Here is an 18,832-nt window from a genome sequence, read left to right as displayed (position 1 = left end):
GGAGACGCCATGTCCTACGCACACACCGACCCCGCGTCCACCGGCCACGATCACGCACCGCAGAGCTTCTGGACGCGCTACGTCTGGAGCCAGGACCACAAGGTCATCGCGGTGCAGTATTCGCTCACGGCCATCGCCATCGGGCTGGTGGGGCTCGTGCTGTCGAACCTGATGCGGCTGCAGCTTGGGTTTCCGGGCAAGTTCGCCTTCATCGACGCCAACCACTACTACCAGTTCGTCACGATGCACGGGATGATCATGGTGATCTACCTGCTGACGGCGCTGTTCCTGGGCGGCTTCGGCAACTACCTGATCCCGCTGATGCTGGGCGCGCGCGACATGGTGTTTCCGTTCCTGAACATGCTCAGCTACTGGGTCTACCTGCTGGCCGTGCTGGTGCTGGTGGCCAGCTTCTTCGTACCGGGCGGGCCCACCGGCGCAGGCTGGACGCTGTATCCGCCGCAGGCGATCCTCCCCGGAACACCCGGCACCGAATGGGGCATCGTGCTGATGCTGGTGTCGCTCGCCATCTTTATCGTGGCGGCCACCATGGGCGGGCTCAACTACGTGACCACCACGCTGCAGGCGCGCACGCGCGGCATGACGCTCATGCGCATGCCGCTCACGGTGTGGGGCATCTTTACGGCCACCGTGCTGGCGCTGCTGGCGTTTCCGGCACTGTTCGTGTCGGCCATCATGATGCTGCTCGACAAGACGCTGGGCACCAGCTTCTTCATGCCGGCGGTGGTGTCGATGGGACAAACACTCCAGCATGCCGGCGGCAGCCCGCTGCTGTTCCAGCACCTGTTCTGGTTCTTCGGCCACCCCGAGGTCTACATCGTCGCGCTGCCCGCCTTTGGCATCGTGTCCGACCTCATCAGCACGCACGCGCGCAAGAACATCTTCGGCTACCGGATGATGGTGTGGGCCATCCTCATCATCGGTGTGCTGTCGTTCGTCGTGTGGGCGCACCACATGTTCGTGTCGGGCATGAACCCGTACTTCGGGTTCTTCTTTGCCACCACCACGCTCATCATCGCCATCCCGACCGCGCTGAAGGTCTACAACTGGGTGCTCACGCTCTGGCGCGGCGACATCCACCTGACCGTACCGATGCTGTTTGCCATCGGCTTCATCAGCACGTTCGTCATCGGCGGCCTGACGGGGCTGTTCCTCGGCAACGTCAGCGTGGACATTCCGCTGTCCAACACGTATTTCGTCGTCGCGCACTTTCACATGGTGATGGGCGTGTCGCCGATCCTGGTGGTGTTCGGTGGGCTCTATCACTGGTACCCGAAAGTGACGGGCCGCATGCTGAACGACACGCTGGGCCGCGCGCATTTCTGGATCACCTTCGTCGGCACGTACCTGATCTACTTTCCGATGCACTACCTGGGTGTGCTCGGCATGCCGCGCCGGTATTACGCGTATGAGGGTTACAGCTTCATCCCGCCGTCCGCACAGACGCTGAACACGTTCATCACCGTCATCGCCATCGTCGTGGGCTTGGCGCAGCTGCTGTTCCTCTTCAACCTGGCGTGGAGCCTCGTGCGCGGTAGGAAGGCCGAGGCCAACCCGTGGCGGGCCACCACGCTCGAATGGCAGACGCCGCAAACACCGCCCGGGCACGGCAACTGGGGGCCGACGCTGCCGGTGGTCTACCGGTGGGCATACGAGTACAGCCCGCCCGGCCGAGCGGATGACTTCGTGCCGCAGAACGAACCGCCCACCGGCACCCCCGACATGGGAGTGGAGGCGGAGGCGCAGCCGGGAATCCCGCTCCATGCCAGCGGGGTGCGCACATGACGACCCTGCCCCGCCACTTCGCGCCCGACACATCGCCTGCATTGCCGCCGCACGCTGGGCACATTGGCCTGCGCGTCTTCATGGCCGTGGTGACGACGCTGTTCTCGCTGCTGATCCTCGCCTATGCCATGCGCATGCGCGAGCCCGACTGGATGCCGGTTCCCCACCCGGCGCTGCTGTGGTGGAACACCGGCGTGCTGGCACTGGCGAGCGTCGCCATGGAACTTGCACGGAGAACCGACACGCGCCGCACGATCTGGCTGCTCGCGGGTGGCGCGCTTGCCGCACTGTTCGTGTTCGGCCAATGGGCAGCGTGGCAGCAACTGTCCGCCACCGGGCAAGGCGTGGCGGTCAACCCATCCAACAGCTTTCTGTATGTGTTCACGGGCCTGCATGCGGCGCATGTCATCGGTGGCCTGGTCGTCTGGGCGGTGACGGTCGCGCGCCTGCACAGGAACGTCGATCGCACCCGGCGGGCCGTTTCCCTCTGCGCGACGTACTGGCACTTCCTGCTGGCCGTCTGGCTCGTGCTGCTGGCCGCGATGTGGTGGATCACGCCCGCATTCGTCAGCGCCATCTGCGGGCCGCTGTATGGAGCCACGCCATGAGCCACTCCACGCTTCCAACCGAACCGTCAGTCTCGGCAGACGCCGCCAAAGGCTGGCCCGGCATCGTCAACGACTGGTCGGCCGACCGCGAAACCTTCAAGGTGCCGTGGGGCAAGGCCATGATGTGGTTCTTCCTGCTGTCGGACACGTTCGTCTTCAGCAGCTTCCTGGTCGGCTACATGACGGTGCGCATGTCGACCACCGTGCCGTGGCCCGACCCGTCCAAGGTGTTCGGGCTGTCGGTGGGCGGCGTGGAAGTGCCGCTCCTGCTGATCGCCATCATGACGTTCGTACTCATCAGCAGCAGCGGCACCATGGCCATGGCGGTGAACTTCGGCTACCGGCGCGAGGCAAAGCGGGCGGCGCTGCTCATGCTGGCAACCGCCATCCTGGGCGCGGCGTTCGTGTCGATGCAGGCGTTCGAGTGGACCAAGCTGATCGTGCACGAAGGCATCCGCCCGTGGGGCAACCCGCTGGGCGCGGCGCAGTTTGGCGCGTGCTTTTTCATGATCACCGGCTTCCACGGCTTTCACGTGACGTGTGGCGTGATCTACCTGTTGCTGGTCGCGCGCAAGATCCTGCAGCCGGGCTTTGCCGAACACGGCAACTTCCAGATCGTGGAGATCGCGGGCCTCTACTGGCACTTCGTCGATCTCGTCTGGGTGTTCATCTTTGCGTTGTTCTACCTGTGGTGAGGCCTGCCATGGACCACACGGAACCCTCTGCCCACGGGCAGCAACACCCCATCGGCCTCTACCTGAAGATCTGGGGCCTGTTGTTCGTGCTGAGCACGATGTCGTACCTCGTCGATTATTTCCACGTGCAGGGGCTCATGCGCTGGACGCTCATCATCGTGTTCATGATCGCCAAGGCCGGGCTGATCGTCTCGGTGTTCATGCACATGATGTGGGAGCGCCTGGCCCTGGTGTACGCGATCCTGCTGCCGCCGCTGGCGTTGCTCGTGCTGATGGTGCTGATGGCGGCGGAAGCGCATCACACCTTCGGCATGCGCCTCCTCTTCTTTCATTGAGCGCCGTTGCGCTCGCCGTCAAGCAACGGCCGTAGCGTCCAGCGCCTGCGTGAAATCGGCCACCAGGTCGTCCTCATCCTCAATGCCGACCGACACGCGCACGAGCGAATCGGCAATGCCCATCGACGCGCGGCGCTCGGCGCCCATTTCCCAGTAGATGGTGGGCGCCACCGGAATCACCAGCGTGCGCGTATCGCCCAGGTGCGTGGCGCGCACGGCGTAGCGCAGGTGGTCGAGCATGTCGACGTAATCAGCACCGTCCACCAGCTCAAAGCTGAGCAGGCCGCCGTAGTGGCGGAACAGCTCGGTGGCGCGGGCGTGCTGGGGGTGCTCCGGCAGGCCGGGGTAGTACACACGTGCCACCTTCGGGTGCGCGGCCAGCGTGCGGGCCAGCGCCAGCGCGTTGCTGCAGGTGCGGTCCACGCGCAGGGCCATCGTTTCGGCGCCCACGGCAATACGGTGCGCGGCATCGGCAATCAAGGTCGCGCCCTGGTCGCGCAGGCCCTTCTTGCGGATCTGCTGGATGCCCTGCATTTCCGGCTTGGCCTTGCGGTAGGCCGGGTAGATGTTCGGATACGCCGCCCAGTCGAACAGGCCCGTATCCACCACCGCGCCGCCCAGCGCGTTGCCGTGCCCGCCGATGTACTTGGACAGCGAATGCACCACGAGGCTCGCCTGCGCCTCGCGCGCGCGGAACAGCCATGGCGAGGTCATCGTGCTGTCGACAACGTAAATCAGGCCGCGTGCCTTGCAGATATCGCCAATGCCCTTCAGATCCGCCACCTGGGTGCGCGGGTTGGCAATGGTCTCCACGAAGACAAGGCGCGTATTCGGCTGTACCGCATCGGCCACCGCATGGGCCGATGTGGCATCGACGAACGTCACTTCCACGCCGAGGTTGCGCAGCGTTTCGAACACGCTGTTGGTGTTGCCGAACAGGAAGGCGCTGGAGACCACGTGGTCGCCGGCGCGCAGCATGGTCGAAAACACCGCCATGATGGCCGCCATGCCGGTCGCAAAGCACGCAGCCGCCACACCGTTCTCCATCATCGCGATCTTGGCCTCGAGTGCGGCCGTGGTCGGGTTGCCCTGGCGGGCGTAGGTGTAGCCGGGCTTGCCCTGGAACACGTCGATCAGCTCGCGCGTATCGGCATAGCCGTACGTGGTGGACGTATGCAGCGGCTTGTGGATGGCGTAGTGCTCGACGCCGGCTTCGCGGTCGGCGTGCAGGAGGGCGGTGGTGAGTCCGGTCATGGCGGGGGCAGCAGAAAGGCAGGAAACAGCGGGAAACGGCAAGAAAGTCCTGCATTATCGCGCGATTCCGGGGCCACCTGGGCAGTAGAGCCGGAGCGGGCGTGGAACATGGCTTGCGTCGCACCTCGCGTTGCAAGACCGACCGGATTCCACGCCTGGTGACGAGCCCATCTCCTGCATCCTCCCCTCCTCCCCATCCTGCTGAGGCATCGAGCCTGCAGCAGCGGATCGTGGGCGCGTTGTGGCGCGCCATCTGGCGCTACCGCAAGCGCGTGCTGGTGGCCGTGGGGCTGCTGGTGCTGGCCAAGCTGTGCGCGGTGGGCGTGCCGATCGTGCTCAAGTGGATTGTCGACGGCTTTGGCGACGCCACGCGGGCGCGCGTGTTTCCGGCCTTCCTGCTGCTGGCTTATGCGGTATTGCGCTTTGGCGGCACGCTGTTCGGCGAGCTGCGCGACATGGTGTTCTCGCGCGTGTCGCAGCCCACGGTGGCGGGCTTCATGGCGCAGGCGTTCGAGCACCTGCACCAGCTCGGGCCGCGCTTTCATGCAAGCCGGCAGACCGGCGGGCTGATCCGCGATGTGGAGCGCGGCACCACCGGCATCGAGTTTTTGCTGGGTGTCGCGCTGTTCACGATCCTGCCGACCATGGTGGAGATCGGCTCCGTGCTCATCATCATGATGAGCCGCTACAGCGGGTGGTATCTCGTCACCATCCTGGCCACGTTTGCGGCTTATTGCACCGCCACCGTGCTGCTCACGCGGCGCCGCGTGCGCCTGCAGCGGCAGATGAACGAGTTCGACTCGATGGCGGGCAGCCGGCTGCTCGACAGCATGCTCAACCACGAAGCCGTGAAGGTGTATACCAGCGAGCGTTTCGAGGCCCACCGCTACCGCGACATCCTCCGCCAGCGCATCGAGACGGCGGTCGCCAACCAGCGTGCGTTGTCATTGCTGCATGTGTCGCAAAGCGGCGTGATTGCCGCCGGTGTAGCGACCGTCATGCTGCTGGCCGGTCAGGACGTGACGCGCGGTGTGCTCTCGGTGGGCGATCTCGTACTGATCAACGCGTACATCATCCAGGTGTGCCTGCCGCTCAACGCGCTGGGCTTCATGTTCCGCGAGGCGAAAGACGCCGCCATCAACGCAGAGCGCCTGTTCCAACTGCTTGAACAGCGGGCCGACGTGGTGGACCTGCCCAACGGCGCACCGCTGCGCGTGACGCAGGGCGAGGTGCAGTTCGACCACGTGGATTTCGGCTACGAGAACACACGGCCCATCCTGCACGACCTGTCGCTGCACATTCCGGCCGGGCACACGGTGGCGGTGGTGGGCGGCAGCGGCTCGGGCAAGTCGACGCTGGCGCGGCTGCTGCTGCGCTTTTACGACCCGTGGGCGGGGCGCGTGTCCATCGATGGGCAAGACCTCCGCGTGGTCACGCAAGACAGCGTGCGGCGCGCGATCGGCATCGTCCCGCAAGACACCATCCTCTTCAACGACACGATCGCCTACAACATTGCCTACGGGCGCGAAGGCGCGACGATGGCCGAGGTGATCGAGGCGGCGCGCGCGGCCTATGTGCACGACTTCATCGCCGCGCTGCCCGAGGGTTACCAGACCATGGTGGGCGAGCGCGGGCTCAAGCTGTCGGGCGGTGAAAAACAGCGCATTGCCATTGCGCGGGCGCTGCTGAAGAACCCGTCGATCCTGATCTTCGACGAAGCGACGTCGGCGCTCGACACCCGCTCCGAACGCGCCATCCAGCGCGAGCTGGATCGCCTCTCGGCACACCGCACGACGCTGGTGATTGCGCACCGTCTCTCCACGGTAGTGGACGCGCACGAAATCGTCGTGCTGGAAAAAGGCCGCATTGTCGAGCGCGGCCGCCATACCGACCTGCTGGCGGCCAACGGCGTCTACGCCCAGCTCTGGACGCTCCAGCGCCAGCAGTCCGACCTGGAGCAGGCGCAGCACCGGCTCGCACAGCAGCCGATCAACCTTGTGGCGTTGGTGGTAAGCGTGCTCGACGGCCTGCGCGAGGCGATCGACGCACGCCGCATCACCGTGTATTCCGTCATCCGCTCGGAAACGCCGAGCATCACGGGCGACCCGAGCCGCCTGCAAGGCATCGTCGGCGACGTGCTGAGCCACGCCGTGCTGGCCAGCCACCCGGGCAGCCGCATCGAGATCGTGCTGGAGCGCGTGGAAGGCATGGCGCAGTTGCGCGTGACCGACACGATTGCCATACCGGCGGTGGCGGCTGCTGCCATTCCCACCGCGTCACACACGCCCGCCGAGATGGAGCCCGACGCCGCCCTGTCGGCCTTCGGGCCCACGGCGACCCCGCCAGCGCCCGCGCCGTTCGACGTGCTGGACCCAGTGGAACCGCTCGCGCCGTTGCGGCAGGAGCCGCGCGCGTTCGACACCGCGCTGGCAGCAACCGCGCAGGACACGGCCGCCGCGCCTGCAGCCACACTTGACCCGTTGTGGATCCGCTCGGTGGTGGAACAGCACGGCGGGCGCTTTGCCGTCGTGCCGCTGCCCCACGGTGACGGCACCACGTATGTGATGGACTTCCCGATCCGCGCGGTGGCGCCGCTTCAGGTCGCGCCGGGCGAGGCCGCGCCCACCGCCGCGCCGAAGGCGCCGCGGGCCGAGCGCACTGCGCTGCCGCCGCCGGATGCGCTGTCTGGCGTGCACGTGCTCATCGTCGACGACCAGGAAGACGCCCGCGAAATCCTGCAGCTGCTATTGGAAGACTACGGCGCCACCGTCACTGCGTATGGCGCTGCTAAGCCCGCCCTCGCGGCCTTGCGCGCGGCGCCAAGCAACTCGTGGCCCGATGTGCTGGTCTCCGACATCGCGCTCGGCGACGACGAAGACGGCTACGCGCTGCTGCGCAACGTGCGCCTGCTGGAGAGCGAGCGCGACATGCCGCTCGACGCGCGCCTGCCCGCCGTCGCGCTCTCCGGCTACGACCGCCCGGAAGATCGCACGCGCGCCCTGCTGGCCGGCTTCCAGCTGCACCTGGCCAAGCCCACCGAACACGGCGAACTCGTCACCGCCATCCTCAGCGTCATCCGCGCGCGACGCGCGCCCGCGCGTGAATCGCACGCCTCCGTTTCTCTCCAATCAGCCCAGGAGTCTCCATAAACATGCTGGCCGATTTCGATCCTTCCGCCTCCACACAGGAAACGCTGCAACCACAGCAACCGCAGGCACCGCAGAAGCCACCGCAACAGATCACCTCTCACTTTGCCGGCGCAGACGCCGCGCGCCGTGCCGTGGAGATGGCACTGCCGCTCATCACGCAGGCGATGACGCGTCCACAGGAAGTGGGCGACAGCGGCTTCCTGCACATCGTGGTGATGGACCCCGCACGCTCGCCGGCAGAGTGCGCCTTTGATGAAGCCGTGCTCTACGAATACTCGGTGGGCGACCGCGCGCAATGGGATGCGGACTACGCCGCTTACGCGCGCGCCAAGGCGCGGCTGGCTTGGCAGCACGGCATGAGCACGCATGCGCTGCAGGCCTTGCGCCCGCACGTGCTGCGCGCCGGCGACACCAACCTGTGGGGCAGCGCAGTGTTAGACGGCATCGTTGTGGGCGTGAGCGGCGCGCTACCGTTCTATGACGAGGCCTTTGCACACGTGGTGGCAGCGTGCCTACGCGCCATCGCCAAACAAGCCGCCGCCGCCACGGACAGCACCCTGCGGCTCGCCTGACACCGCCCCTTCACGCGCGGCGTGACAAGCGTGATGCCGTCGTCGCGCCGTTTCTCCTTGTACGCCGCGTAAGAATTGCGCGGTCCCCCAACAGCCGCACGTTCAAGCGCGCGGCGCCACGGCGGGTGCACTGCGCGCACGACCGGCGCGCCACTCCGAGCTTCACATCCCGCAAACGCTTGTCCGGACAAGCGAAACGCGCTTCCCGGGCCCGGCTCATCCCTCCTCATTGGAACGCCCTGCGACACAAGGTTGCGCGCCATGGCACGCCGGCTGCTGAGGGTCTTCGCACGTGGCTTCCGAACACCTCACCACACAGGCCGCGACGATAAGAGGAGAAACGACATGCGCATCGCCATGGTCAGTGAACACGCATCGCCACTCGCCGACTTGGGCGGTGTCGACTGCGGCGGACAGAACGTCTACGTGCGCCATGTCGCGCGCCAGCTTGCACGGCTGGGCCATCGTGTCGATGTCTTCACGCGCCGCGAGCGTCCGTGGGATCCGGAGGTGGTGCCGTTCGACAACGGATGCCGTGTCGTCCACGTGCCGGCCGGGCCCGCTGCCGTGCTGCCCAAGGAAGCGCTGCTACCGCACATGCATGCCTTTGGCCGCCACCTGTTGAACCACTGCGCGCGCGCCCAGGCCAGCGGCGACGGCTACGACGTCATCCATGCCAACTTCTTCATGTCGGGCCTGGCATCGCTCGCAGCGTCCACACGGTTGCACCTGCCGCTGGTCATGACCTTCCACGCGCTGGGTCGCGTGCGCCGGCTGCACCAGGGCAGCGCCGACGGCTTTCCCGATGCGCGCTTCGCGATTGAAGAGATGCTGGTGCAGCGGGCCGATCGCGTCATTGCCGAATGCCCGCAGGACCAGGCCGACCTGGAAACGCTGTACCGCGCCCGCGCCGAGCAGATCGACGTGGTGCCCTGCGGCTTCGATGCGGCTGAATTTGCACCCATCGACCGCGCCGAAGTGCGACGCCGCCTGGGCGTGCCGGTTGATGCGTTTGTCGTGCTGCAACTGGGCCGCATGGTGGCGCGCAAGGGCGTAGACAACGTCATCGAGGCCATCGGCAAGCTGCCGCCCGACGCGCGCAAGCGCGTGCGCCTGTACGTGGTGGGCGGCAACACCGTCGTGCCCGATGTGGCCGCCACACCGGAACTCGGCCGCCTGCAGGGCATTGCCGAACGCGCCGGTGTGAGTGCACAGACCATCTTTGTTGGCAAGCGCGGCCGCGCCGATCTGCGCACCTGGTACAGCGCTTGTGATGTCTTCGTCAGCACGCCCTGGTACGAGCCGTTCGGCATCACACCGGTGGAAGCCATGGCGTGCGGGCGCGCGGTGATCGGCGCAGACGTGGGCGGCATCCGCTCGACCGTGCGGCACGAGCGCACCGGTTTCCTCGTCCCGCCAAAGGACCCGCAGGCCCTGGCCGCGCGCCTGCTGCAACTGATTCAACAGCCTGAGCTGTGCCGCGAACTCGGCCAGGCCGGGCTCGTGCGCGCCCGCATGCTCTACACGTGGCTTGGCGTCGCAGGGCAACTCGAGCGCGCCTACCTCAAGGCCATCGACACGCGCGCGCGCGCCCTGGGCCGCATGACCGATGCCACGCCCGCCACCAACGCTGCGGCGCTGGCGGGGCTTGCGGCCTGACCTGATTGTCTTTCCCACCCATCCATCTTCACGCCGCCATGACCCAGACCGATTTGAACTCCAATCCCAACACCACACCGACGCTGCGCGACAAGGTCATCATCGTGACCGGCGCGGGGCGCGGGCTGGGCGCCGCCATCAGCCGCGTGCTGTCTGCCGACGGGGCGACGGTGGTCGCCACCGACTACGATGCCGGCACCGCTGACCGCACCGCCGCCGAGCTGATCGCCGAAGGGAGCCAGTCGCACGCCATTGCGCTGGACGTGGGCAACGAAGCCGCCGTGCGCAGCGCGCTCGATGAAGTGGTCGACCGCTTTGGCCGCGTGGATGCCGTCATCAACAACGCGGCCATCGATATCACGCTGCCCATTGACGAACTGAACGTCGAAGACTGGGACCGCGTGGTGCGCACGAACCTGCGCGGCCCGTTCCTGCTGGCCAAGCACGCCAGCGTGCTGATGCGCAAGCGCGCAAGCGGCGCCATCGTCAACATCGCGTCCACCGCATCGCGGCGTGCGTGGCCGAATGCGTCGGTCTACCACGCCACCAAGTGGGGGCTGCTGGGCTTGTCGCATGCGCTGCATGCCGAGCTGCGCCCGCACGGCATCAAGGTCTCTGCCGTGATTGCCGGCGGCATGCGCACGCCGTTCCTGCTGGACCGCTTTCCGGACATCGACGTGAACAACCTGCAGGACCCCGCCAACGTGGCCGCCGCCGTGCGCTTCGTGCTGCTGCAGCCTCCCGAGACCGTCATTCCGGAAGTGATGGTGCTGCCGATGCGGGAGACGTCATGGCCCTGATGCGCGAGCCGATGAGGCCGCAGCCGAGCCCGGCCATCTTTCTCGACAAGGACGGCACGTTGCTGGAAGACGTGCCCTACAACGTCGACCCGGCGCGCATTGCGTTGGCGCCCGGCGCGGGCGAAGGCCTGCGCATGCTGGCCGCCACCGGCCTGCCGCTCATCGTGGTGAGCAACCAGCCCGGCGTAGCGCTGGGCTACTTTGCTGAGCATGCGCTGGAAGGCGTGGCCACGCGGCTGCGCGAGCTGTTTGCGCTGCACGGGGCCACGCTGGGCGGCTTCTACTTCTGCCCGCATGCGCCGACCGCCGACGGCAGCATCCATTGCGCCTGCCGCAAGCCCGGCGATGGCATGTTGCGCCAGGCCGCTGCCGCGCACGGCCTCGCGCTGGAAGGCTCGTGGATGATCGGCGACATCCTCAACGATGTGGAAGCGGGCCGCCGCGCGGGCTGCCAGACCATCCTCATTGCCAACGGCAACGAGACCCGGTGGCAGCCGGGGCCCCTGCGCGTGCCGGACTACATCGTCGGCCGCTTTGACGAGGCTGCCGCCATCGTGATTGCGCAGCAGGCGCGGCACCTTTCGCACGTTTCGCGCGGTTCGCACACGGCGCCCACATCGGCCACGTCGCCCACATCGTCCGCGCACCACCTGAGGGCAGTCGCATGATCGCGGCTGGCATTCCCGAGCGCCGCGCGGTGTGGGCCAACGCGAGCCGCATCCTGTGCGTGCGGCCGGACAACCTGGGCGACGTGGTGATGACCACGCCGGCCTTTCATGCGCTCAAGGCCGACGAACACGCGCGCGGCGCGAGCCGTCATCTCACGTTGCTGACCTCGCGATCGGGCGCCACGGCGGCCCCGCACCTGTCCGACATCGACGACGTGATCGTCTGCGATGTGCCGTGGGCCAAGCACGCCAACGCGGCAGACGCCGAGCAGACCCGCGCGCTGGTCGACACCTTGCGCGACGGCGCATTCGACGCGGCCGTCATCTTTACCGTGCACACGCAAAACCCGTTGCCGGCCGCCATGTTGTGCTTTCTGGCGGGCATTCCGCTGCGCCTCGCGCACTGCCGCGAGAACCCGTACGCGCTGCTGACCGACTGGATTGCCGACCCCGACGCGCGCATTGCCGCCACCGCACCCGGCGACGTGCGCCACGAGGTGCGCCGCCAGTTGGACCTCGTGCAGCACGTGACCGACGTGGCCGCACATCTGCCGCATCGGCTGCGCTTCAACGTACGCGCGGCGGATCGCGATGCCGTGCGCGCCAAGTTGGCCGAGCGCGGCATCACCACGGATGCACCGTGGATCGTCCTGCATCCGGGTGCGACTGCGGCGTCGCGACGCTATCCGCCCGATCGCTTCGCGCACATCGCGTGCACGCTGGCAAACCGCTATGGGTGTCCGGTGCTGGTGACCGGTGCGCCGGCTGAAGCGGAACTCGTGCAGCAGGTGTGCCTGCCCGGGCTGATTGCGGGGCAGCGCGTGCTGAACCTCGCGGGGGCGCTCACGCTGGGCGAACTGGCTGCGCTGATTGAAGGTGCAGCGCTGCTGGTGTCCAACAACAGCGGCCCCGTGCATCTGGCGGCGGCCACGCAAACACCGGTGGTCGATCTCTACGCGCTGACGAATCCCCAGCACACGCCGTGGGCCGTGCCGCACGCGGTGCTGTCGCATCAGGTGCCGTGCCGCTATTGCTACCGCAGCGTGTGCCCGCTCGGCCATCAGGCGTGTCTGACCGGCGTGACGGAAGAAGAAGTCATCGCGGCGGCGCACCCGCTATGGCAGTCGTCGCGCGTGGCGCAGGTGTTGTGGCCCGCACCCGCTGCCTCTGCGCTAGCGGCGTCGAACGCGCCGACGCCGGTCGCTTGAGTTTGCCCATGACCCTGACCTGTATTGACTGAACCGACTGATGGAGCCCTGCATGGAAGCCAAACCGCTCTACACCCTCGGCATCAACGCGGCGTATCACGACTCCTCCGCCACGCTGGTGCGTGACGGTGTGGTGATTGCCGCCGCTGAAGACGAACGCTTCACGCACGTCAAGCACGCCAAGCGGCCGGTGCCGTTTTCCACCTGGCAGCTGCCGTATCACGCCATCGATTACTGCCTGGCCGAGGCCGGCATCGACTTGGCGCGCGTGGATCAGGTCGCCTACTCGCTCGACCCGGCCTTGCTGTCCGACCTGCAGGCGCAGACGCATATCGCGCTGCCGCTGCAACCGTCGGCGCAGATGGATCTGCCGCCCGGCGCGGCGCCGTGGGATCCGCTGTTTCTGTCGTACGTGCTGAACGCCCCGCGCCAGCTGGCCGACGGCGCGCCGCATCATCTGCGGGCGCGCTTCACCAACGTGAAGCACACCGGGCCGTTCCGCTGGTCGTTTGTCGAGCACCACCTGGCGCACGAGGCCAGCGCATTCCTGGCAGCGCCCTACGACGACTGTGCCGTGCTCACGATGGACGGACGCGGCGAGCGCGCGACCACTTCCTACGGCCTCTTCCGCAACGGCGAATACACACGCCTGCAGCAGGTAGACCTGCCGCACTCCCTCGGCCTGCTCTATGAAGAAGTGACGGACTATCTGGGCTTTCTGCGTTCGTCCGACGAATACAAGGTGATGGCGCTGGCGTCGTATGGGGAGCCCCGTTATGTCGACGCATTCCACGAAATGGTGCGCGTTGACCCCGACGGCCGCTACACCGTGGCACCGCTGCGCCTGGAAGAGCGCTTCGGCCCGGCGCGGCAGCGTGGCGGCCCGATGGAACCGCGCCACTTTGACATCGCCCGTTCGCTCCAGCAGGTGCTGGAAGAGACGGTGCTGACGATGAGCCAATGGCTGCATCAGGCCACCGGCGCACGCAACCTGGCCATGGCCGGCGGCGTGGCGCTCAACTGCGTGATGAACGCGCGCATCCGCGACCGGGGCCCGTTCGAAAACGTCTGGGTGCAGCCGGCAGCCGGCGACGCCGGCACGTCGCTCGGTGCCGCGCTGTGGACGGATTACCAGGCGCGCGGCAACAAGCAGCGCCTGTGGAAGATGGACCACGCCTATCTCGGCCCGTCGTATGCCGATGAAGAGATCGAGCAATTCCTGACGTGGTCGAAGCTGCCGTTCGAGCGTCTGGACAACATTGCCGAGCAGACCGCGGAGCTGCTGGCGCAGGGCCAGGTGATCGGCTGGTTCCAGGGGCGCATGGAGTTCGGCCCGCGCGCACTGGGTGCGCGGTCCATCCTCGCCTCGCCCATCCCCGCCGACATGCAGGCGCGGCTGAACGAGATCAAGGATCGCGAGGACTTCCGCCCCGTCGCACCGGTGGTGATGGAAGAACGCGCCGCTGACTGGTTTGTCGGTGCGCAGGCCGCGCCGTTCATGCTGTTCATCTTCGACGTGCGCGAAGACCGGGCCACGCAGATCCCGGCCGTGCGCCACGTCGACGGCACCGCACGCGTGCAGACCGTCAACCGGCGCCAGCACCCGCTGTACTACGACCTGCTGGCCGCGTTCGAGCGGCGCACCGGCGTGCCGATCCTGGTGAACACGTCGTTCAATACGCGCGGCGAGCCCATGGTCTGCAGCCCGCGCGATGCGGTGGAGTCGTTCTGGACATCGCCGCTCGACGCGCTGGTGATCGGGCCGTTCCTGCTGCGCAAGACGGCCCTGCGCCCGGAGCAATCGCAGACCCAGGAAGACGGCGCCGTACGCAATGTCGACGGGCTGCGGCGCGTGCCCGGCTTGGCGGGGGTCGCATGAACCAGCCGATGCCGTTTGACGTGTCGTCGGTGACCCCCGTGCAAGGGGCGCCAGCCATGTCCGTCGTGATTGCGACATGGCGACGGCCGCAGATGCTGCAACGCTGCCTGGACGGCCTGCGGGCACAGACGTTCGACGCGCACCGGCTGGAACTGGTCGTTGCCGACGACGGCCCGGACGACGCCACCCGCGCGGTCGTGGAGGGCTTTGCCGCAGCGTCCCCCGGCTGGCGCGTGCAGTACGTGCCCGTGCGCGAAACGCAAGGCCCCGCCGCCGCACGCAACCGCGGCTGGCGCGCCGCCACCGGCGACATCATCGCCTTCACCGACGACGACACCATTCCGGCGCCGACGTGGCTGGCGGAAGGCTGGCGCGTCATGACCACCGCCGACAGCGTTGCCGGTGCTGAGAACGGCGGGCCGCCCGACGCCGCCACCGGCGCCGTCCGCATGCCGTTGCCCGAGCGTCCGACGGACTACGAGCGCGATGCCAGCGGCCTCACCCGCGCCGAATTCGTCACCGCCAACTGCTTTGTACGGCGTGCGATGCTGGAGCGCGTCGGCGGCTTTGACGAGCGCTTCCGGCTCGCGTGGCGGGAAGATTCCGACCTGCAGTTCCGCATTCTCGATGCAGGGGGGCGCATCGTGCAGGCGCCGCGCGCCCTGATGCATCACCCCGTGCGGCCGGCGCCGTGGGGCGTGAGCGTGTCGCAGCAGCGCAAGGTGTTTTACGACGCGCTGCTCTACAAGAAGCACCCCAGGCTCTACCGCACGCGCATCCGGCCGGTGCCGCCGTGGCATTACTACGGTGTGGGAGCGGCCGTGGTGGTTGCAGTGGCCGCGCTGGCCGCACACCTGCCCTGGGTGGCCGCTGCGGCCGCCGTGGTCTGGCTGGCACTCACGCTGCGCTTCACCGCCATGCGGCTGCGCGGCACCGCACACACCGCGCGGCACGTGCTGGAAATGTTTTGGACATCCATCGCCATCCCGCCGCTCGCGCTGTACTGGCGCCTGCGCGGGGCATGGCATTTCCGGGTCTGGTTCCTATGACGCCCGCTGCTGAACTTTTGCGCGGCGCGCGCCGCATTGCCGTCTTTCGCGCCTTGCAACTCGGCGACATGCTGTGCGCCGTGCCCGCCCTGCACGCGCTGCGGGCGGCCGCGCCCCAGGCGCATATCACACTCGTGGGCCTGCCGTGGGCGCGCCAGTTCCAGGAGCGCTATGCCGATCTGCTCGACGACTTTGTCGCGTTCCCGGGCGGCGACGGCTTTCCGGAAGCCGGGCCTGCCGACGCGGAGGCGACACACGCGTTCTATGCCGGCATGCGGGCACGCTGCCTGGATGTCGCCATCCAGCTGCACGGCAGTGGACCGCAATCGACTGAGGTGGTCCGGCAGTTTGGTGCGCACCATGTGTTCGGGTTTCAACCGAATGGCGTGATCCCGCGGCAGCCGGATCCGGGGTTGCTCCCGTGGCCGACGCAGTTGCCTGAGGCGCAGCGCCTGCTGGCGTTGCTCAATCACCTGGGGGCGCCGGCCGTGCCGGCCACGCCGGACTTTCCGCTCATGCGCGACGACTATGCCGAAGCGCTTGCCCTGCTGCGCCACCACGCGCTGGACCGCGACCGCCTTGTCTGCCTGCACCCCGGCGCCCGCATGCCCACGCGGCGCTGGTGGCCCGAGCGCTTTGCTGCGGTGGCCGACACGCTCATCGTCAGCGGTTTTCATGTGGTGATCACTGGTGCGCCTTCGGAGGCGGCGCTCGTTGAAGAGGTCCGCAGCCACATGCGCCAGCGTGCGGCCTCGGTGGTCGGGCAAACCTCGCTTGGCGGGCTCGCTGCACTGCTGCGGCTGGCGCGCCTGCTGATCTGCAACGACACCGGCGTGTCGCACGTGGCGGCCGCGGTGCGCGCGCCCAGCCTCGTCATTGCCTGCGGCAGCGACGTGGAGCGCTGGGCGCCAGCAGACCGGACGCTGCACCGCGTGCTGGCCGCGCGCCCGCCGTGCCGGCCCTGCATGCACTGGACGTGCCCCACCGGGCACGAATGCGCGCGCGATGTGACGGTGCACGAAGTGCTCGACGCCGCGTATGCCGCGCTGTTCGACCCCGATCTGCACCTGCGCGCATCGCATGCGCCGCAAGCCGCCGACGCTCCCACCGCATCGCACACGATCGAGAATTCGACCTCATGAACCACCCTACGCGACAACGCCTGCGCATCCTGACGTGGCACGTGCACGGCAATTACCTGTACTACCTGTCGCAAGTGCCGCACGACTTCTATCTGGTGACGCGGCCGCCCGATGCCTCGGGCCGCGTGCCGCCCGGTTATGCGGGCAAGGTCGGCGTGCTGCCCTGGGGTGACAACGTGCACGAGGTGCCGTTCGATGCCGTTGCCGGGCAGCACTTCGATGCGGTGCTGTATCAATCGCGCGCGCATTGGGAAAACGATCGCCTGTCGGTGCTCAGTGCGGCGCAGCGGGCGCTGCCGACGATCTATCTCGAACACGATCCGCCGCAGGAACACCCCACCAACACACGGCACTGGGTGCAAGACCCGAACGTGCTGCTGGTGCATGTGACGCCGTTCAACGCATTGATGTGGGACAGCGGCATCACGCCCGCACGCGTGATCGAACACGGCGTGCACTTGCCCGTGCCGGCGAGCTACACCGGCGAGCTGGAGCGCGGCATTGTGGTCGTGAACCATCTGCACAAGCGCGGGCGCCGGTTGGGAGCCGACGTATTTCAGTCGCTGCGCCAGCACGTGCCGCTTGATCTGGTTGGCATGGGCGCGGAAGCCGCGGGCGGGATCGGCGAAGTCGGCAACCTCGACCTGCCCGCCTTCTGCGCGCGCTACCGCTTCTTCTTCAACCCCATCCGCTACACCAGCCTGGGCCTGGCCGTGGTGGAAGCGATGACCATCGGCATGCCGATCGTCGGCCTGGCCACCACGGAGATGAGCACGGTCATTCGCAACGGCCACAACGGCTACGTCGACACCAGCCCGGATGCGCTGGCGGGCGTCATGCAGACGCTGCTGCGCGATCCCGCCCTGGCCCGCCGCTGGGGCGACGCGGCGCGCGAGACGGCCCGCACGCGTTTCGGCATCGACCGCTTCGTCGCCGATTGGCTGGACGCGTTTGCCACCGTCATGGAAAACAGGAAGGAGGCGGCATGAGACACCACGGAGACGCACACCACCCCGGCCACCCCGAGCCGCACCACCACTGGCGCGACCAGCGCCGCGTGCTGGTCACGGGCGGCGCGGGCTTTCTCGGCTCGCACCTGTGCGACCGCCTGCTGCGCGACGGGCACGATGTGCTGTGCGTCGACAACTTCTACACCGGCACCAAGCGCAACATCGCCCACCTGCTGGGCCACCCGCGCTTCGAGGTGCTGCGCCACGACGTGACCTTCCCGCTGTATGTGGAAGTGGACGACATCTACAACCTGGCCTGCCCCGCCTCGCCCATCCACTACCAGCACGACCCGGTGCAGACCACCAAGACAAGCGTGCACGGTGCGATCAATATGCTGGGGCTGGCCAAGCGGGTGGGCGCGCGCATCCTGCAGGCCTCCACCAGCGAGGTGTACGGCGACCCGCATGAGCATCCGCAGACCGAGCGCTACTGGGGCAATGTCAATCCGATCGGCGTGCGCTCGTGCTACGACGAAGGCAAGCGTTGCGCCGAGACCCTGTTCATGGACTACCGCCGCCAGCATGGCCTGGACGTCAAGGTCGCGCGCATCTTCAATACGTATGGCCCGCGCATGCACCCGAACGACGGGCGTGTCGTCTCCAACTTCATCATGCAGGCCTTGGCCGGCGACCCGATCACGCTCTACGGCGACGGCCGCCAGACACGCGCCTTCTGCTACGTGGACGATCTCATCGACGCGCTGGTGCGCTTGATGAACACGCCGCCGGATTTTTCCGGACCGGTCAACGTGGGCAACCCCGTGGAAATGAGCATGCTCGATATCGCGCGGCAGATTGTGGCTTGCACGCGCTCGACGTCGGAACTCGTCTTCCACCCGCTGCCGCAGGACGACCCGACGCAGCGCTGCCCCGACATCACGCTGGCCCGGGAAGCGCTCGGCTGGGAACCGCGCACGGCACTTGAAGTCGGGCTGGCGCGTACGGTGGAGTATTTCCGGCAGCAGTTCTTCCTGGCGCCGATGCCCGCATTGGCGTGA

Annotated in this window: 16 protein-coding genes; 15 read left to right on the top strand and 1 reads right to left on the bottom strand. The window is 67.6% G+C overall.

Annotated features, from left to right (window positions below):
* The first annotated feature begins 9 nt into the window (after window positions 1-9).
* From ctaD to ABIC76_RS05415, 4 genes are read left to right on the top strand one after another with little or no spacing between them, the layout of a single operon-like run.
* The gene (gene ctaD, locus ABIC76_RS05430) at window positions 10-1,806 is read left to right on the top strand and encodes a cytochrome c oxidase subunit I (RefSeq protein WP_354533226.1); all 1,797 of its coding nucleotides are present in this window, start codon (window positions 10-12) and stop codon (window positions 1,804-1,806) included.
* Window positions 1,803-2,414 (top strand): cytochrome c oxidase subunit 3, encoded by a 612-nt coding sequence (locus tag ABIC76_RS05425; RefSeq protein ID WP_354533225.1) that lies wholly within the window; start codon window positions 1,803-1,805, stop codon window positions 2,412-2,414. Before ctaD ends, ABIC76_RS05425 begins: the two co-directional genes overlap by 4 nt.
* Entirely contained in the window at window positions 2,411-3,109 is a 699-nt protein-coding gene (locus ABIC76_RS05420; protein WP_354533224.1) for a heme-copper oxidase subunit III family protein, read from the top strand. Before ABIC76_RS05425 ends, ABIC76_RS05420 begins: the two co-directional genes overlap by 4 nt.
* Window positions 3,110-3,117: 8 nt before the next feature.
* Complete coding sequence (locus ABIC76_RS05415; protein WP_102065557.1) at window positions 3,118-3,444, top strand: cytochrome C oxidase subunit IV family protein; 327 nt, start codon at window positions 3,118-3,120, stop codon at window positions 3,442-3,444.
* Window positions 3,445-3,462: 18 nt separating this feature from the next.
* On the opposite strand, the gene ABIC76_RS05410 is transcribed toward ABIC76_RS05415, so the two are convergent.
* On the bottom strand, window positions 3,463-4,698 hold the full coding sequence (locus ABIC76_RS05410; protein ID WP_354533223.1) for a cystathionine gamma-synthase family protein: 1,236 nt from the start codon (window positions 4,696-4,698) through the stop codon (window positions 3,463-3,465).
* A 230-nt stretch (window positions 4,699-4,928) separates the two neighbouring features.
* On the opposite strand from ABIC76_RS05410, the gene ABIC76_RS05405 reads away from it, so the two are divergent.
* From ABIC76_RS05405 to ABIC76_RS05355, 11 genes are all read left to right on the top strand, one after another.
* On the top strand, window positions 4,929-7,847 hold the full coding sequence (locus ABIC76_RS05405; RefSeq protein ID WP_354533222.1) for an ABC transporter transmembrane domain-containing protein: 2,919 nt from the start codon (window positions 4,929-4,931) through the stop codon (window positions 7,845-7,847).
* A 2-nt stretch (window positions 7,848-7,849) separates the two neighbouring features.
* The gene (locus ABIC76_RS05400; RefSeq protein ID WP_502947837.1) at window positions 7,850-8,419 is read left to right on the top strand and encodes a hypothetical protein; all 570 of its coding nucleotides are present in this window, start codon (window positions 7,850-7,852) and stop codon (window positions 8,417-8,419) included.
* Between the two features lie 345 nt (window positions 8,420-8,764).
* Window positions 8,765-10,078 carry a glycosyltransferase gene (locus tag ABIC76_RS05395; RefSeq protein WP_354533221.1) on the top strand — a complete coding sequence of 438 codons (1,314 nt, stop codon included), beginning with the start codon at window positions 8,765-8,767 and terminating at the stop codon, window positions 10,076-10,078.
* Window positions 10,079-10,116: 38 nt separating this feature from the next.
* A complete protein-coding gene (locus ABIC76_RS05390; protein WP_354533220.1) occupies window positions 10,117-10,878 on the top strand; it encodes an SDR family oxidoreductase in 762 nt (253 codons plus the stop codon).
* Window positions 10,869-11,546 carry a D-glycero-alpha-D-manno-heptose-1,7-bisphosphate 7-phosphatase gene (locus ABIC76_RS05385; RefSeq protein WP_354533219.1) on the top strand — a complete coding sequence of 226 codons (678 nt, stop codon included), beginning with the start codon at window positions 10,869-10,871 and terminating at the stop codon, window positions 11,544-11,546. Before ABIC76_RS05390 ends, ABIC76_RS05385 begins: the two co-directional genes overlap by 10 nt.
* Window positions 11,543-12,754: a lipopolysaccharide heptosyltransferase II gene (waaF, locus tag ABIC76_RS05380; RefSeq protein WP_354533218.1), complete on the top strand. Its 1,212-nt coding sequence runs from the start codon at window positions 11,543-11,545 to the stop codon at window positions 12,752-12,754. The genes ABIC76_RS05385 and waaF overlap by 4 nt, the downstream gene beginning before the upstream one ends.
* 52 nt (window positions 12,755-12,806) lie before the next feature.
* A complete protein-coding gene (locus tag ABIC76_RS05375) occupies window positions 12,807-14,633 on the top strand; it encodes a carbamoyltransferase family protein (RefSeq protein WP_354533217.1) in 1,827 nt (608 codons plus the stop codon).
* Window positions 14,630-15,682, top strand: a complete 1,053-nt coding sequence (locus tag ABIC76_RS05370) for a glycosyltransferase family 2 protein (RefSeq protein ID WP_354533216.1) — start codon at window positions 14,630-14,632, stop codon at window positions 15,680-15,682. Before ABIC76_RS05375 ends, ABIC76_RS05370 begins: the two co-directional genes overlap by 4 nt.
* Window positions 15,679-16,824: a glycosyltransferase family 9 protein gene (locus tag ABIC76_RS05365; protein WP_354533215.1), complete on the top strand. Its 1,146-nt coding sequence runs from the start codon at window positions 15,679-15,681 to the stop codon at window positions 16,822-16,824. Before ABIC76_RS05370 ends, ABIC76_RS05365 begins: the two co-directional genes overlap by 4 nt.
* Entirely contained in the window at window positions 16,821-17,813 is a 993-nt protein-coding gene (locus tag ABIC76_RS05360; RefSeq protein WP_354533214.1) for a glycosyltransferase, read from the top strand. Before ABIC76_RS05365 ends, ABIC76_RS05360 begins: the two co-directional genes overlap by 4 nt.
* Complete coding sequence (locus ABIC76_RS05355) at window positions 17,810-18,832, top strand: UDP-glucuronic acid decarboxylase family protein (protein ID WP_027679725.1); 1,023 nt, start codon at window positions 17,810-17,812, stop codon at window positions 18,830-18,832. The genes ABIC76_RS05360 and ABIC76_RS05355 overlap by 4 nt, the downstream gene beginning before the upstream one ends.

The sequence above is a fragment of the Ralstonia sp. 1138 genome (assembly GCF_040544795.1).
Taxonomy (GTDB): Bacteria; Pseudomonadota; Gammaproteobacteria; order Burkholderiales; family Burkholderiaceae; genus Ralstonia; species Ralstonia flatus.
This window is presented reverse-complemented; position numbering and strand designations above follow the sequence as displayed.

Bases quoted from the DNA above. Each gene is read 5' to 3' on its own strand.
- ctaD (WP_354533226.1), top strand. From the start codon at position 10: ATGTCCTACGCACACACCGACCCCGCGTCCACCGGCCACGATCACGCA.
- ABIC76_RS05390 (WP_354533220.1), top strand. From the start codon at position 10,117: ATGACCCAGACCGATTTGAACTCCAATCCCAACACCACACCGACGCTG.
- ABIC76_RS05375 (WP_354533217.1), top strand. From the start codon at position 12,807: ATGGAAGCCAAACCGCTCTACACCCTCGGCATCAACGCGGCGTATCAC.
- waaF (WP_354533218.1), top strand. From the start codon at position 11,543: ATGATCGCGGCTGGCATTCCCGAGCGCCGCGCGGTGTGGGCCAACGCG.
- ABIC76_RS05410 (WP_354533223.1), bottom strand. From the start codon at position 4,698: ATGACCGGACTCACCACCGCCCTCCTGCACGCCGACCGCGAAGCCGGC.
- ABIC76_RS05370 (WP_354533216.1), top strand. From the start codon at position 14,630: ATGAACCAGCCGATGCCGTTTGACGTGTCGTCGGTGACCCCCGTGCAA.
- ABIC76_RS05355 (WP_027679725.1), top strand. From the start codon at position 17,810: ATGAGACACCACGGAGACGCACACCACCCCGGCCACCCCGAGCCGCAC.
- ABIC76_RS05400 (WP_502947837.1), top strand. From the start codon at position 7,850: ATGCTGGCCGATTTCGATCCTTCCGCCTCCACACAGGAAACGCTGCAA.
- ABIC76_RS05420 (WP_354533224.1), top strand. From the start codon at position 2,411: ATGAGCCACTCCACGCTTCCAACCGAACCGTCAGTCTCGGCAGACGCC.
- ABIC76_RS05395 (WP_354533221.1), top strand. From the start codon at position 8,765: ATGCGCATCGCCATGGTCAGTGAACACGCATCGCCACTCGCCGACTTG.
- ABIC76_RS05385 (WP_354533219.1), top strand. From the start codon at position 10,869: ATGGCCCTGATGCGCGAGCCGATGAGGCCGCAGCCGAGCCCGGCCATC.
- ABIC76_RS05425 (WP_354533225.1), top strand. From the start codon at position 1,803: ATGACGACCCTGCCCCGCCACTTCGCGCCCGACACATCGCCTGCATTG.
- ABIC76_RS05365 (WP_354533215.1), top strand. From the start codon at position 15,679: ATGACGCCCGCTGCTGAACTTTTGCGCGGCGCGCGCCGCATTGCCGTC.
- ABIC76_RS05360 (WP_354533214.1), top strand. From the start codon at position 16,821: ATGAACCACCCTACGCGACAACGCCTGCGCATCCTGACGTGGCACGTG.
- ABIC76_RS05415 (WP_102065557.1), top strand. From the start codon at position 3,118: ATGGACCACACGGAACCCTCTGCCCACGGGCAGCAACACCCCATCGGC.